Origin of the sequence: Candidatus Methylobacter oryzae (genome assembly GCF_003994235.2) — a bacterium.
Taxonomy (GTDB): domain Bacteria; phylum Pseudomonadota; class Gammaproteobacteria; order Methylococcales; family Methylomonadaceae; genus Methylobacter_A; species Methylobacter_A oryzae.
Genome location: NZ_RYFG02000089.1, coordinates 26,428 through 41,496 on the forward strand (window position 1 = coordinate 26,428; position 15,069 = coordinate 41,496).

The window sequence follows — 15,069 nt, forward strand, 5'->3', positions numbered from 1 at the left end:
AAGCCGGAAACGCTTTCCTTGCGCTACGCTCGGGAAAGCCTTATTCCGGCCTACGATTCTATATCCAAAAATCAAAGCCGCGTAGTATCGCATAAATGCAGCTATGTTCATCTTTATACACAAGTATTTTAAGAGTCGTCATTCCGGCAGGGATTGCCGGAATCCAGGTCACAGGGATGTGAACGCTTGATTTATCTAATCAACTCTTATTTTGTAAGACTTATTGTTGGCTTCGGAATTGCTATCCATGGCATCTGGATCCCGGCAATCCCTGCCGGAATGGCGCGGTTAATAAGCGCATAAATAATTTCTAATTTTCATCGTTATCCAACCCTGCCTGATCGGTAATACTTTTCGGGAAAGCCTTTTTGACTTTAACGCCCAGCTCGACGAAGCTGCCGGCTTGGCGGATCAGGTTGCCGTTGCCCTGGGTCAATTTATTCATCACGCCGTCATAGGTGCTGTTGACGGTGCTTAACTGCTTGCCCAGTTTGTCCAGGTCGTCGACAAAGCCGCGTATTTTGTCGTAAACCAGGCCGGCTTTATCGGCAATCGCACGGGCATTTTCGTTCTGGCGTTCATAGCGCCAGATATTTTCTATCGTGCGTAGCGTCGCCAGCAAGGTGGTTGGGGTAACGACAACGATTTTATGTTCGAAAGCGTCGGTAAACAAACGCTCGTCGGCTTGAAATGCGGCAATGAAGGCCGCTTCAATTGGCATGAATAACAATACAAAATCCAGCGATCTCAAGCCTTTTAAGTCCGAATAGTTCTTGTTGCTGAGCCCTTTGATATGTTCCCGGACCGCGTCGGTATGCTGCTTTAACGACAGCGTCCGCTCCTGGTCGTCTTCGGTCGAGCAATAACGTTCGTAAGCCAGCAGGGATACTTTGGAATCGATAACGACATCCTTGTTTTCCGGCAGGCGAACAATTACGTCCGGTTTGAACAGCCGGTTATCTTCATCCCGGAACGCGCCTTGCGTTTCGTATTCGATGCCTTTGCGCAGTCCCGATTTTTCCAGCACTTTTTCAAGGATCATTTCGCCCCAGTTGCCTTGGGCTTTTTTATCGCCTTTTAGCGCGCGGGTCAGGTTCAGCGCTTCCTGGTTCATTTGCGCGGTATCGCGCCTCAATGAGACGATTTCCTCGCGCAGGGAAATACGGTCTTTGTTCTCGTTATCGTAAACCGTTTCTATGCGTTGCTTGAATTCGCCCAGCTGTTCGCGCAACGGCGAGACGATGTGATCTAGGCTGGTTTTATGGTGTTCGGTGAATTGTTTGCTGCGGTCGTCGAAAATCTTGCCGGCCAGGTTTTCAAACTGGGTATTCAGGCGCACTTCCGCATCCAGCAATAATTTTAATTTTTCCTCGGTATTTTTCGCCTGTTCGTCGATGCGGGTTTGCAACTCGGCATTGTGGGTTTTGGTCTCGATAAATAGCTGCTGCAATTGCTTGAATTCGGCTTCGCGGTTTTGAAATTGCTTGAGTTTTTCTTCTAAAACAGCCTGGCCGGTTGAGAGTTGGCGAATCAGGTTTTTATCTTTGCCGCTTAGCAGGCGCATTGCCAATGCGCCAACCAGGAAGCCGGTAAAAGCCCAAATCAAAGGTGGTATATTACTGATAAAGCTCATGTTGACTAATTAGCAAACGGGGCGAGCAATTTTCCGACGCTATCGATATGCGTTACAAACAGTGGGTTTCCAAGTGCCTCATAATGCACGACGTCAAAAAAATACGGCAAAGGCAATTCTTCATTGAGTAAGAAATGTAACTGTTGAATCGTTTTGCCGGTGACGGCTGAGCCTTTTACCGCCAAGTCGACATCGGATGCTTTACGGTATGTGCCTCTGGCGCGGGAACCGAAAATAACCGCGTTTTCAATTTCAGGGAATTGTTGAATCGCGGTTGCGATAAGTTTTATATCGCTACGGCTCAATCCTGTATTCATCGCTCCAGCTCGATACTCATACGGCGATGCAATTGCTGTAAAGCCGGGAAATAGTCGGACTTGATTTTGTCGACCACTTCGATGGCCCTGATTTCTTCATACGTATGAGTGTTCAGGTTTGTATCGCTCAATGCATCGATCCACAGCTGGCCGTCAGCCAGAATATTGGCCTGAAAAGCCAGTTTTATCGCATCTCTTGGCGAATTAACGGTGTAGCCTTGATACTCCAGATAATCTTTCATGCATTTCCATGCCAGTTTAAAAGCCATTTTATAGAACTGGATGATGCCGCCGCGCTCAATTTCGGTTGGCGTTGTAATGGATAGCCCGCGTTCCAGCAATAAAAAGGCTTTTTCGTAATTATGGAAACGTTGTTGCCAGCGAATATCGTCAGTCATGGTTATTAATCTAAAAATTACGTAAAACTGTTCAGCATATAGAAGATAGAACACGGATAGAGATGGATTGACACGGATTTTTAGCTCGCCTTCGATTTGTTTGGTTTTTTATACCCAAAGGTCATAATTAGGGTTTGAGCGGACGAGCCACTCAATTCAGCTTTAAATCCGTGTTTATCCGTTTAATCTGTGTCATCCGTGTTCTATTGAACATACGCTGACCAGTTACAAAATTACAAACTCTTGAATACGGCTTCCGCAATATCCAAGGTTCTTTCCAAATCTTCATCGCTATGCGCAGCCGAAACAAAGCCGGCTTCGAATGCGGAAGGAGCTAGATAAACGCCTTGCTCCAGCATCGCGTGGAAAAAGCGTTTGAACAGGTTTTGGTCGCAATTCATGACCTGGGCGAAGCGGCTGACTTGTTGCTCGGCCGTGAAAAACAGCCCGAACATGCCGCCGACGCTGTTGGTCGTCAATGCGATACCGGCCAGGCCGGCGCGTTGTTTCAAGTCCGAAACCAGTTTTTCGGTTTTCCCCGTCAATGCTTGATAAAAACCGGGTTCGGTGATCAATTCCAGCGTTTTCAAACCGGCGGCCATTGCAACCGGGTTGCCGGACAACGTACCGGCCTGGTACACGGGGCCTAACGGCGCAAGATGTTCCATGATTTTGCGCGAGCCGCCGAAAGCGCCGACCGGCATGCCGCCGCCGATGACTTTGCCCAAGGTCGTCAAATCGGGCTTGACGTTGTAATAGCCTTGCGCGCCGGTCAATCCGACGCGGAAACCGGTCATTACTTCATCGAAGATCAACACACTATTATATTGATCGCAAACTTGGCGCAAACATTCCAGGAAGCCGGGCTCAGGCGGAATGCAATTCATGTTGCCGGCAACCGGCTCGACGATAATGCAGGCGATTTGTTCGCCCAGTTCGGCAAACAGGGCTTTGACCGCTTCGCTATCGTTGTAGGCCAGCGTGATCGTGTTCTCGGCAACGGCAGCCGGTACGCCGGGAGAGCTGGGTACGCCGAACGTCAATGCGCCGGAACCGGCCTTGACCAATAATGAGTCGGAATGGCCGTGATAGCAGCCTTCGAACTTAACGATTTTATCCCGGCCGGCGTAACCGCGGGCCAGACGGATTGCGCTCATCGTCGCTTCGGTGCCGGAGCTGACCATTCTGACCATATCGATAGACGGCAACAGTTCGCAGATTTTTTTCGCCATTAGCGTTTCAATTTCGGTCGGCGCGCCGAAACTCAGGCCTTTTTCGGCAGTTTGCTTAACCGCTGTAATAACGTCCGGATGGGCGTGGCCCAAAATCATCGGCCCCCATGAGCCGACGTAATCGATATAACGCTTGCCTAAACTGTCGTAAATATAAGCGCCTTGGGCACGGTCGATAAAAACCGGCGTGCCGCCCACGCCGCTAAAAGAGCGTACCGGCGAATTGACGCCGCCTGGAATTACAAGTTTTGCATCGGAAAATAACGCGCTCGCTTCTGTCATGATTTTTTATTGCCAAGGATGGTTGCCGCAAGCCTAACAGGCGCAGGCATGGAGTAGATTGAATTTAAGGCTTACAAGGATAGGATAAGTTTGCCTGGATTGAAAGTTTATCGTTAACGCTTATGAAAAATAAAGGTAACTATTCAGCCACGGATTAAATGGATAAGGCGAAAGGCACAGGGCAAAAGGCAAAAAAAATCGGCGTCGACAGGACCTTTGTCTTTCGCCTTTTGTCTCGCTCTTTAATATCCAAAGGGCATAAGTTTCGTTGGGCAGGAAAGCCGCTCAACTCAGCTTTAATCCGTATGCATCTGTGTCAATCTGTGGCTGAATAGTTACAAATAAAGCTTTTAAAGCTAAGCTGCGGAATGGACCGGTTGCTCGTTGAAACGGCTGTTTCTATCGTTTATAGCGTTTTTAGCATGCTTATTCAGGCTAAAAGAATGAACTTCGCGTCCTGAAAAAAATGGCAGTACCTTAATAATAAGATTATTATTCTTCGCTTAATACCACAGATAACTGATGTCAGAAGAGATTTATGTCAACACCATTGTCGCCGTCGCAACATTCAAAGCGTAATTTTCTCCGGTCGTTAAGCGTTGTTATTCTGGTTGTCAGTGTTTCCGAAGCGCTGGTAATGTTATTGCTTCATGCGGCCCAGCAATCGGGGATGGTCTTATCGCCCGTACAAAATATTGTTCTGGACGTTATTTTGCTGGCAATGCTGACCGCCCCGCTGCTGTGGCTATTGGTAATACGCCCTTTGGTTTTACAGATTGTCCGGGAAAGACGGTCAACCAATAGAGAACTGCTGAAGGCTTTGGAGAATCATGTCCTGGTGAGTATTGCCGATGTGCAGGGCCGCATTGTCTACGCAAACGACATGTTCTGCAAAGTCTCCGGTTATGAACAGACTGAGTTGCTTGGACAGGACCACCGCATTGTTAACTCCGGCCATCACGACCGCGATTACATCCGTAACATGTGGAGCACCATTACCAGCGGGCAGGCGTGGCGGGGGGAATTTTGCAACCGCCGTAAGGATGGAGAGTTGTACTGGGTGGATAGCACTATCGCGCCTGTGTTGGACAAGCTCGGCAAGCCCGAACAATATATTTCGATACGCCGGGATATTACCGAACGCAAAGCGGATGAACTCAAACTGGCGGCGCTGAAGCGCGGGCTGGACGCCAGCAGCGAGATGATTCTGATCACCAATGCCGAGGGCTTCATTCAGTATGCGAACCCGGCTCTTTGTTTGTTCACAGGCTGGGACGAACATGCGTTGATGGGGCAAAAACCTTCGGTACTGGACAGTCCTGACGCCGATCAACAAATCCTGGCCGAGTTGCAAAGCCGGCTGCATTGTTGCGAAGCCTGGTCGGGCCGGCTGAAATGCCGTCGACGCAGTGCGTTGGAATGCGTGGAGCAAGTTTCCGACGATAAGCTCGAATATTGGGCCAAAACCAATATTACGCCGATTCTGACTGCAAACGGCGCGCTGTCCGGGTATGTGCAGATTCAGCACGATGTGACCGATCAGGTCGAGCAGGAAGCGGCGTTGCAAATCGAAAGCGACGATACTGCCGCGCGGCTGGCAATCTCGGAGGCGCTGCATCAATCCCTGCCGCTGGAACAGCGTTTCGTTCAGGTGCTGGATATTCTTTTCAACCTGAAGGCCTTTGATTTGCAACACAAGGGCGGCATATTCCTACGGCATCAGAATGAAGACTATCTGGAAAGTTTTGTAAGTCTTGATGCCAATGGGGTTGGGAGGCATCGGGTCGCTTTTGGCGACGGTTTATGCGGCCAGGTTGCTGTTTCAAAGAAGCTTGTCGTTGCCGATCAGTGTTGTTGCGATGAACAGCGGGCTCACGGACATTACGCAGTGCCTATTGCGTCGGGCGAGGAAATCCTCGGTGTCTTATTTATATTTACCGATCCTTATCCTGTGCATAGCGAAGCCCGTATTGCGATGCTGAAGGAAGTCGGCGACATGATAGCGCTGGCGATACTTCAATATCAGGCCAATGCTTCGCTGGAAGCCGCTCGGGATGCGGCTTTGCAAGCAGCGCAAACCAAGACGGAGTTCCTGGCTAATATGAGTCATGAAATTCGCACGCCGATGAACGGCGTATTGGGCATGCTTGATCTGTTGCAGGATACTCAATTGTCTCGTGAACAATGGGATTTGATCGATATTGCCGCGCACTCTGCAGAATCCCTGTTAACCATCATTAACGATATTCTGGATTTCTCCAAACTGGAGGCGGGCAAGATAGAGTTGGAGCGGATCGAATTTAACCTGCCCGATTTAGTGGAAGAAGTTTGCGCGCTGCTGTCTAGCCGCGCTCACGGCAAGGGTTTGGAATTAAACTGCTTTTTGCCGCCGAATCTGCCGCAGCGTTGGCAAGGCGACCCGACGCGCATACGGCAAGTGTTGACTAACCTGATCGGTAATGCGGTTAAATTTACCGAGCAGGGTGAAGTTTCGGTGAAAGTCTCGGCAACTGCTCCTTGCGTTGCTCCCGATCACTGTTCCAGACGTGATTCTACCTCCCCCATCCATGGGATCGTATCTCCTGCATCCATGCAGTCGTCGGCAACTGTTCCCGGCACACCCTCTGTAGAGGCATTGCGTTTTGATGTTATCGATACCGGCATCGGCATCAGCGCCGAGACGCAAGCGCGCTTGTTCCAGGCATTCTCGCAGGCCGACAGCTCGACTTCGCGGCGTTATGGCGGTACCGGGCTTGGCCTGTCGATCAGCAAGGATCTGGTTGTGCTTATGAATGGCAGCATTGGCGTAGAAAGTGCCGAGGGACAGGGGGCAAACTTTTGGTTTACCCTGCCATTGACGCAAGTGGAGAGTGAGGCTCCGGTTCCGCCGGCAAATTTCACCGGCAAGCGGGTCTTGATAGTCGATGACAATGCTACCAACCGTATAATTTTGACGCATTACTTAAGCAATTGGGGATTTTCTTCAACTGAAACGGATTGCGGGCCGGCGGCGCTTATTGAACTTGAAGCCGCAGCCTTACGAAATGAACCTTATGATTTGCTGTTGTCGGATATGCAAATGCCGGACATGGACGGTTTTGCGCTGGCTCAAGCTATTGCCCGGAAAGCCATTATTGCGGATACGCCGCGTATTCTCTTATCTTCGGGCTCTATAGGCACCGAATCCGAAAGACTGGCAACGGGATTTATGCAAAGTCTGTTGAAACCGGTACGGCAATCGCAGCTTTTCGATGCAATTATCGCTGCATTGTCGTTTCCGTATCAAACATTAGCGCCTGTAAACCAGGTAAAAGAAATCTTGCCCGATTACAGCGATAAGCGCGTGTTGGTCGTGGAAGATAACAAGGTTAACCAGAAAGTGATAATGGCGCAGCTGGCTAAATTCCAGCTTAAGCCCGACTTGGCCAATAATGGGCTGGCCGCGTTGGATCGTTTGGATTGTCAAACGTACGACCTGGTGTTTATGGACTGCCAAATGCCGGTCATGGACGGCTATGAAGCCACGCGTATTTTGCGCGAACGGGAAAGCGGCGAAACGCATACTCCGGTAACCGCATTGACCGCACATGCGTCTACGGGTGAGCGCGAAAAATGCTTAGCCGCAGGCATGGATGATTATCTCAGCAAACCTGTAAATCGAGCCGATTTGGCCGTGGTTCTGGAACGCTGGATGGGCTTGCCGTCGGTTCCTGAAAGTACGTCCGTCGCGCAGGATAATACCATTGCAAACGAAGTGTTCCGTTCGGTCAGTAGTGCTGACGATAAGGCAGCGGTTTATTGGGACGAAGCCGCTGCACTTAAGCGGCTGGATGGCGACTATGATTTACTGATCGAGATGATGGATTTATTCCTGGAAGAGGCCCCTGTACAATTATCCGAGCTGAAATCGGCGCTGTCCGAGTCCGATTTTCTTGCACTGGCCGATGCGGCTCATGCGATTAAAGGCATGGCCGGACATTTTTGCGCTGAAAAAATAATCAACCTTGCGGTAAAACTGGAGCACTCAGCCCGCAACGGCAGCGTAGATGCCGACTTTCAGGTGATGGCCGATGAGCTAAATCAGGCCACGATGGAGTTAGTCGGCAATCTGTTAAACAGAACAAGCAAAATCAATGAACACTGAATTCAATCTTAATGAACTAAAAGCCACCGAACGATTGCCTTCCCCTTCGGGAACGGCATTGGCTATCATGCAGCTTGTGCAGCAAAAAGACGCCACCGCGCAGCAGGTCAGCCAGTTGGTTAAAGTTGATCCCGCTCTCAGCGGGCGTATCCTGCGTTTTGCTAATTCGGCCGCTTTTGGCGCACGGCGTCCGATTGCCGATGTGCAATCGGCAGTCATGATGATGGGCATGCAGGCAGTGCGCAATTTCGCGCTGAGTCTGTCGCTGATCAGCGACAACGGCAAGGGCCATTGCCCGGCTTTTAATTACGAGATTTACTGGTCGCGGTCCTTGGCAATGTCGGTGGCTATCGCGGCGATTACCGCACGGGAGCGCACCGTCGTCCCGGAGGAATCGTTCACGATCGGCCTGCTTGCCGATATAGGCAGCCTTGCTTTGGCAACCGCATGGTCTGAGGTTTACGGGGAATGTCTTGGAAAAGCAGAGGGTAAGCAGCTTCTTGCTTTAGAGCGCGAGCGTTTTGCAATCGACCATAATGCGTTGACTTTGATGCTGTTGGAGGACTGGGGATTTCCGGCGATATTTCTGGACGCGTTGAGGCTCAGTTTTGAAATGAAGGTAGCGGGAATTAGCCGAACCGACCAGTTCGCCAGACAACTGGTTCTTGCCCGCCTGATCGGCGAGTATTGCGTAAGCGACGATGTCCAGCGAACAGTATTACTGCCGGATTTAATAGCTGAAGCCGGCCTGCACGAAATGGACGAGCAAGCGCTGCTCGCGTTTGTAGATAACGCCATTGAGGTTTGGCACGAGTGGGGAAAATTAATCGATGTAAAAACCGATGTACGCCAGTCTTTGCTAAAACCGGACACGGCCCTGGAACCGGCGCTACCCGGCCTGGATATATTGCTGGTCGACGACGACCCGATGATGCTGGCGCGGCTTTCCAAGCAGCTTGTAGCATCCGGAAATCGGGTCGCGGTATGCCGTAATGGCGAATCCGCATTAAAACATGTGATTGAGTGCGGACCTCAATTGGTGATAACCGACTGGCGGATGAAACCGATGGATGGACTAGCGCTTTGTAAAGCATTGCGGGCATCGTCGTTCAGCAAAAATATCTATCTAATCATGCTGACCTCTACCGAAGACGAGGATGCGTTGGTTGAAGCTTTCGATGCCGGTATTGACGATTATGTAACTAAACCGATCAGTTTGCGTGTGTTGCTGGCTCGCCTGCGTGCAGCGCAACGCATCATCATGTTGCAAAACGAGCTGGAGAAAGAGAGCCGGGATATCCAGCGCTATACGGCGGAGTTGGCGGCAGCTAATCGCCGTCTTAAGTCTATGGCAAACACGGACGTTCTGACCGGTTTGCCTAATCGGCGCTATGCATTGAACCGTCTGGAACAGGAATCGGCGACGGCGTTACGCGCGAATCAAGCCTTGAGCGTTTTAATGGTGGATCTGGATCATTTTAAATCGGTCAATGACACCTTGGGGCACGATGTCGGCGACCAAGTGCTGGTCCACGCGGCCGGCTTGATGCGAGCGACTGCGCGCACTAATGATATCGTGTGCCGGTTAGGCGGCGAAGAGTTTCTGGTTATCGCCCCGAATACTGACAGTGCTACGGCGATGTTATTGGCTGAACGCATCCGCCGGTCTATTGAAAAAGCTCAGCCGAAAGGATTGGCGTTGCGTTATCCGGTTACGGTCAGCATTGGCGTGGCAGGGGCCGTGGGCGCCAAGCCGAGCTGGAAAGACTTGATCAAATGGGCGGATGATGCGCTGTATCTTGTCAAACAGGGCAAGCGCAACGGCGTCAGGCTTGCTTCACAGAATTAGCCTGACGATGAGGCTTGCTATCGGTTCGGCTGGAACGCTCTGCCAATAGCAGCGGTTGCGCTTACCGTGTTTCAACTTTATCCGTATCAATACGAGATCATGCAATGAATGTATTAGCTATTTATAGCATCAAGGGAGGTGTCGGTAAGACTTCAAGCGCGGTTAACCTGGCCTACACAGCCGCCCGCAACGGTTATCGTACCTTGATTTGGGATCTCGACCCGCAGGGAGCCAGCAGTTACTATTTTCGGATCAAGCCGAAGATCAAAGGCGGCAGCAAAGATTTAATCGCCGGCAAACGCGAACTGGACGACCTGATTAAAGGCACCGATTTTGAAAACCTGGATTTATTGCCGGCCGATTTTTCGTTCAGGAATCTGGACCTGGTTTTGGATGCCAAGAAAAAACCGACGCAACAACTCAAAAAACTGCTGAAGCCGTTGGCGGACGAGTACGATTTTATTTTCCTGGATTGCCCTCCCAACATTTCATTATTATCCGAGGCCGTTTTTGAGGCGGCCGATATTTTGTTATCGCCGATAATTCCCACCACTTTGTCGTTAAGAACGCTTGAGCAATTGGAAAAATTCATCAACGATAATGACTTGAAGAAATTGACGCTGATCCCTTTTTTCTCGATGGTCGACCGGCGTAAAAAAATGCATCGCGACATCATGGAGAATTTGCTGCAAACGCACCCTGAGATTTTAACGGCAGCGATCCCGTGCGCGAGCGATATTGAGCGGATGGGATTGGAGCGCATGCCGCTGGGCGGCTATATCAAAAAAAGCCCGTCGACAATCGCTTATAATGCGTTGTGGCAGGAAATTCTGGTCCGCATGACCGATCATCTATAACAGACAACAATGGAACATCGCTTGAGTTAATACCTTTTTTGCATCAACCTCTTGGAGAAACCTATGCCTAATAAACGATTTATTTTGAGCAAGCCCAAATCTTCAATAACAGATGTCGCAACGCTGGGCGTAACGAAAGAGGATTTTATCGATGACTTTAAACAGTATTATGTTCATTCATTGGGCCGTGACGAGAATTTCCGTTCATCGCCTTTCTATGCTTGTGAAGCACTGTCGTTAGCCATACGCGACCGGCTGATGGAACGCTGGAAAACCACGCATAAAACCTATAACAAAATGGACAGCAGGCGCTTGTATTACCTTTCAATGGAATTCTTGATGGGCAGGACCTTGAGCAATGCGATGCTGAATCTGGGCGTAACCGATGAAGTGACCCGGGCCATGCATGAATTAGGCATTGTGATCGAAGAGCTGGTCGACAGGGAACTCGATGCCGGCCTCGGCAACGGCGGCTTGGGGCGTCTGGCCGCCTGTTTCATCGACAGTTGCGCGACCTTGCAATTGCCGGTCGTCGGTTACGGTTTGCGTTACGAATACGGCATGTTTACGCAAACGATCGTCAATGGCGAGCAAATTGAAAAGCCGGATCACTGGCTGCGCTACGGCAATGTATGGGAAGTTGAGCGGCTGGAATATTCGTTACGCGTCAAACTCGGCGGCCATACCGAAATACAGACCGATGAACAAGGCAGGCAGCGGGTTTGCTGGATCAGCACCAACGATGTGCTGGCCGTGCCTTTTGACACGCCGATACCGGGGTTTAAAAACAACACCGTCAACATCTTGCGCTTATGGAAAGCCGTCGCGACCGAGGAATTTAACCTGGATGAGTTCAACGCCGGCGGTTATGCCGAATCGGTCGCCGCAAAAGTGACCGCGGAGCACATCACGATGGTGCTGTATCCGAATGACGCGAACGAAAACGGCAAGGAATTGAGGCTGCGCCAACAATATTTCCTGGCCTCGGCGAGTTTGCAGGACGTTATCGCGCATTGGATCAGACAGCACGGCCATGATTTCAGCAACTTCGCGAAGAAAAACTGTTTCCAGTTAAACGATACCCATCCGAGCATCGCCATTGCCGAATTGATGCGCCTGCTAATGGATGTACACGGCCTGTCATGGACGGCAGCCTGGGGAATTACCGGACAAACCATGGCTTATACTAATCATACCCTGCTGCCTGAAGCGCTGGAAAAATGGCCGGTCCAACTGATGCGAAGATTGTTGCCGCGATTGATGGAAATTATCTTTGAAATCAATGCTCATTTTATGTCGGAAGTTGCCGCGCGTTGGCCCGGCGACAGGGCACGCTTGAGCCGGATGTCGATTATCGAGGAAGGCACGGAACAGCAGGTACGCATGGCTTATCTGGCTATCGTCGGCAGTTTTTCGGTCAACGGCGTTGCGCAACTGCATTCCCAGCTATTACAGCAAGGCTTATTCCGCGATTTTTATGAATTATGGCCGTACAAGTTCAATAATAAAACCAACGGCGTAACCCCGCGTCGCTGGTTGGCTTCGTGTAATCCGGAATTAGCCGCGTTGATAACCGAAACCATTGGCGACGGCTGGATAACCCATTTGGATGATTTAAAAAAACTGGAGCCTTACGCCGAAGATGCCGGGTTCAGGAACCGTTGGCGAGAGATAAAACAGCGCGCAAAGCAGCGCTTGGCGGAATACAAACGGCAGCAACAAGAAGGGACTGATTTGAGTCCCGAAGCATTGTTTGACGTACAGGTTAAACGCATCCACGAATACAAGCGGCAGATTTTAAATGTACTGCACGTGATCCATCTTTACGACCGCATTAAACGCGACGAAACGCAGAATTGGGTGGCGCGGTGCGTATTGATCGGCGGCAAGGCGGCGCCGGGTTATGCAATGGCAAAAAGAACGATTAAATTAATTAATAATGTCGCTAAGGTCGTTAATTCGGACCCCGACGTCGGCGACAAATTGACGCTGTTTTTTCTGCCCGATTACCGGGTTTCGGGCATGGAAATGATTTGCCCTGCGGCGGACCTTTCCGAGCAGATTTCCACTGCCGGGAAAGAGGCGTCCGGTACCGGTAATATGAAACTGATGATGAACGGCGCGTTAACTATCGGCACGCTGGACGGCGCCAATATTGAAATAAGGGAAGAAGTCGGCGATGAGAATTTCTTCCTGTTCGGCCTAACCGAAGAACAGATCGAAGCAAGGCGGCAGCATTACGATCCTGTTGCGATCATTGACCAGGACGAAGACTTGCAACGGGTCATGAACCTGCTCGAAAGCGGGCATTTTAACCAGTTTGAACCGGGCATCTTCGACGAGCTTATCGCATCGATTAAAAGCAAGTACGATCCGTGGATGACAATTGCCGATTTCAGGAGTTATATCGATGCGCAAAAACGCGTCGAAACGGCCTATCAGGATAAGGATCATTGGACCCGGATGAGCATATTGAATTGCGCAAACAGCGGCAAATTTTCCACGGACAGAACGATCAACGACTATAACCGGGACATCTGGAAGCTGGAACCGGTGCCGGTGCAATATCCTTAGGATTTGGTTAAAAATAACTTCTCGAAATCACTATTTTCGGTCGTCAAGCCGTTCGGGCTGAGCCCCATTCGGCAAGCTCATGGCAGGCTTAACTTAACGACATTAGTTCAAACCTGCCCACCCACGCCTTTAAACTTCTCAACAAAAGCGGCAATTTTTTGGAAAACACTTTGTTTTTTAGTTAAGTATTGCGGATTAAGCGGGCTCATTTTGGGAAGAATTGCATTGAGTTCAGTGCCATTTTCACTGGCATATTCTCGTTTTAACGATGCAGCAATATAACGCTTAGCCGCTTCCGCATTCAGGTTTTCAGCACTAATTAATTCTTCCGCTTCACGCTGTTGTTCAGCTTGCGCATAGGTAAAAAAAGCCTCAATAATGCCGGGTTTGTCGAGAATGTTGTCCAAGTTGGTTTGGTTAATAAAATCAACCAGCAAACTTTCTTTGGCACGATTGCCAACGCTAGCACGAATTAAACGGCGCACCTCATCAACCAAGGTCGCTTTATCTTTAAGCTTTTTATTGTGCTCAAAAATCAACTCCAAAATGTAATCCAGATTAATCTCTTGTGATTTAAGCAGATCCACCTCAAATACCACATCATCCCAATCAATGGTGGAGGCGGCTTTCTCGTTGGCGGATTTTTCACGACGAAGCCAATCGCGAATATCGTTATAGGTTGAACGGTAATCTTGAATGGTGCGCTCGGCCGGTATCTTAATCGCTTGCATAGCAATCAAGTCATCATCGCTTAAATAGTGCTTCGCTTTAAACGCCTCCACAGCTGCCGGGTCGGTCATATCCAAGCTTTGCAAGGCTTTTAAGCCAGCAAATTCGTCGTAGTTTTGCAGCACATTCTCGACACGCAAATATTCGCCAAACAATTTAGCGAAGTCTTTTTTATCTTTTTCCGTAATAATCTCATCAGGATTAGAAAAGCGCTGTTGTAATTCCGCCACCACGTCCATATAGCCGCGCCGTGCTTCGCCTGTTGCCACATCGGTAAAGCCTTGCATATATTCTTTGTAGCTTTTCTCCAGCACCACGTTTTTAGTGTTCTTGTCACCAAACAAGGTAATAGCATCAATGGTAGCTTTTTCTAAATCGCGGAAGGTAACGATATTGCCAAACGTCTTGGTCGCATCATAAATACGATTGGTGCGTGAATAGGCTTGTATCAAGCCGTGGTAGCGCAGGTTTTTATCCACAAATAAGGTGTTCAACGTGGGCGCATCAAAGCCTGTTAAAAACATGCCCACCACAATCAATAAATCAATTTCCTGATTCTTCACGCGCAGCGCAAGGTCGCGGTAATAGTTTTGAAACGCATTGCTATCAACGCCGTAATTGGTTTTAAACAACGCGTTATAGTCAGCAATGGCCGCACTTAAAAACTCTTTAGCGCTGCTCTCCATGGCCGTGAGTTCAAAGCTTTCTTCGTTGCTTAGGTAATTTTTGGCAATGCTGACATCAAATTTCTGAATCTTGCCTTGGGGGGCATCTTTCCATGAGGTTAAGCCCATGTTGGCTTTTTCGGCATCGGCGCGGGTGTAAACCACTTCGGCGGCGGTTTGCCCGTGAATTGCCCAGTGCAATTTGTTTTGCACGGTTGCAAAGAACCGCTTGGTAGCGATGGCCGTGACATCATAGTCCAGAGCGGTGGCGTAAATGTCGGTAATCTTTTGATAAAACTAGAAGTTACGCATTGACCGCTGGTTAATATTGTGGATTGAGCTGGTCTTTGCCCGGCATAAAGCCGGTGATGAACGTGGCGATAACCTCA

At 49.8% G+C, this 15,069-nt stretch carries 9 protein-coding genes; 4 read left to right on the forward strand and 5 right to left on the reverse strand.

Features of this window, described 5'->3' with window-relative positions; genetic code table 11:
• Nucleotides 1-310: 310 nt before the first annotated feature.
• From EKO24_RS09955 to hemL, 4 genes are all read right to left on the reverse strand, one after another.
• Nucleotides 311-1,633, reverse strand: coding sequence for a DNA recombination protein RmuC (locus EKO24_RS09955; protein WP_127030137.1), 1,323 nt, complete (start codon nucleotides 1,631-1,633; stop codon nucleotides 311-313).
• A gap of 5 nt (nucleotides 1,634-1,638) precedes the next feature.
• Nucleotides 1,639-1,950 carry a nucleotidyltransferase family protein gene (locus EKO24_RS09960; protein WP_127030136.1) on the reverse strand — a complete coding sequence of 104 codons (312 nt, stop codon included), beginning with the start codon at nucleotides 1,948-1,950 and terminating at the stop codon, nucleotides 1,639-1,641.
• A complete protein-coding gene (locus tag EKO24_RS09965; RefSeq protein ID WP_127030135.1) occupies nucleotides 1,947-2,348 on the reverse strand; it encodes a nucleotidyltransferase substrate binding protein in 402 nt (133 codons plus the stop codon). The genes EKO24_RS09960 and EKO24_RS09965 overlap by 4 nt, the downstream gene beginning before the upstream one ends.
• Nucleotides 2,349-2,581: 233 nt before the next feature.
• On the reverse strand, nucleotides 2,582-3,862 hold the full coding sequence (hemL, locus tag EKO24_RS09970; RefSeq protein ID WP_127030134.1) for a glutamate-1-semialdehyde 2,1-aminomutase: 1,281 nt from the start codon (nucleotides 3,860-3,862) through the stop codon (nucleotides 2,582-2,584).
• 538 nt (nucleotides 3,863-4,400) lie between these two features.
• Here hemL and EKO24_RS09975 point away from each other — a divergent pair.
• The 4 genes from EKO24_RS09975 to EKO24_RS09990 all read left to right on the forward strand — a co-directional run bounded on the left by EKO24_RS09975 (nucleotide 4,401) and on the right by EKO24_RS09990 (nucleotide 13,286).
• Nucleotides 4,401-8,006 (forward strand): response regulator, encoded by a 3,606-nt coding sequence (locus EKO24_RS09975; protein WP_143733209.1) that lies wholly within the window; start codon nucleotides 4,401-4,403, stop codon nucleotides 8,004-8,006.
• Complete coding sequence (locus tag EKO24_RS09980) at nucleotides 7,996-9,855, forward strand: diguanylate cyclase (protein WP_127030688.1); 1,860 nt, start codon at nucleotides 7,996-7,998, stop codon at nucleotides 9,853-9,855. The genes EKO24_RS09975 and EKO24_RS09980 overlap by 11 nt, the downstream gene beginning before the upstream one ends.
• A 104-nt stretch (nucleotides 9,856-9,959) precedes the next feature.
• The gene (locus EKO24_RS09985; RefSeq protein WP_127030687.1) at nucleotides 9,960-10,712 is read left to right on the forward strand and encodes a ParA family protein; all 753 of its coding nucleotides are present in this window, start codon (nucleotides 9,960-9,962) and stop codon (nucleotides 10,710-10,712) included.
• Between the two features lie 63 nt (nucleotides 10,713-10,775).
• On the forward strand, nucleotides 10,776-13,286 hold the full coding sequence (locus EKO24_RS09990) for a glycogen/starch/alpha-glucan phosphorylase (RefSeq protein ID WP_127030686.1): 2,511 nt from the start codon (nucleotides 10,776-10,778) through the stop codon (nucleotides 13,284-13,286).
• Between the two features lie 107 nt (nucleotides 13,287-13,393).
• Here EKO24_RS09990 and EKO24_RS23680 read toward each other — a convergent pair whose 3' ends face one another.
• Nucleotides 13,394-14,965, reverse strand: a complete 1,572-nt coding sequence (locus tag EKO24_RS23680) for a type I restriction endonuclease subunit R, EcoR124 family (RefSeq protein WP_127030685.1) — start codon at nucleotides 14,963-14,965, stop codon at nucleotides 13,394-13,396.
• Nucleotides 14,966-15,069 lie beyond the last annotated feature (104 nt).

Bases quoted from the DNA above. Each gene is read 5' to 3' on its own strand.
- EKO24_RS09955 (WP_127030137.1), bottom strand. From the start codon at position 1,633: ATGAGCTTTATCAGTAATATACCACCTTTGATTTGGGCTTTTACCGGC.
- EKO24_RS09960 (WP_127030136.1), bottom strand. From the start codon at position 1,950: ATGAATACAGGATTGAGCCGTAGCGATATAAAACTTATCGCAACCGCG.
- EKO24_RS09965 (WP_127030135.1), bottom strand. From the start codon at position 2,348: ATGACTGACGATATTCGCTGGCAACAACGTTTCCATAATTACGAAAAA.
- hemL (WP_127030134.1), bottom strand. From the start codon at position 3,862: ATGACAGAAGCGAGCGCGTTATTTTCCGATGCAAAACTTGTAATTCCA.
- EKO24_RS09975 (WP_143733209.1), top strand. From the start codon at position 4,401: ATGTCAACACCATTGTCGCCGTCGCAACATTCAAAGCGTAATTTTCTC.
- EKO24_RS09980 (WP_127030688.1), top strand. From the start codon at position 7,996: ATGAACACTGAATTCAATCTTAATGAACTAAAAGCCACCGAACGATTG.
- EKO24_RS09985 (WP_127030687.1), top strand. From the start codon at position 9,960: ATGAATGTATTAGCTATTTATAGCATCAAGGGAGGTGTCGGTAAGACT.
- EKO24_RS09990 (WP_127030686.1), top strand. From the start codon at position 10,776: ATGCCTAATAAACGATTTATTTTGAGCAAGCCCAAATCTTCAATAACA.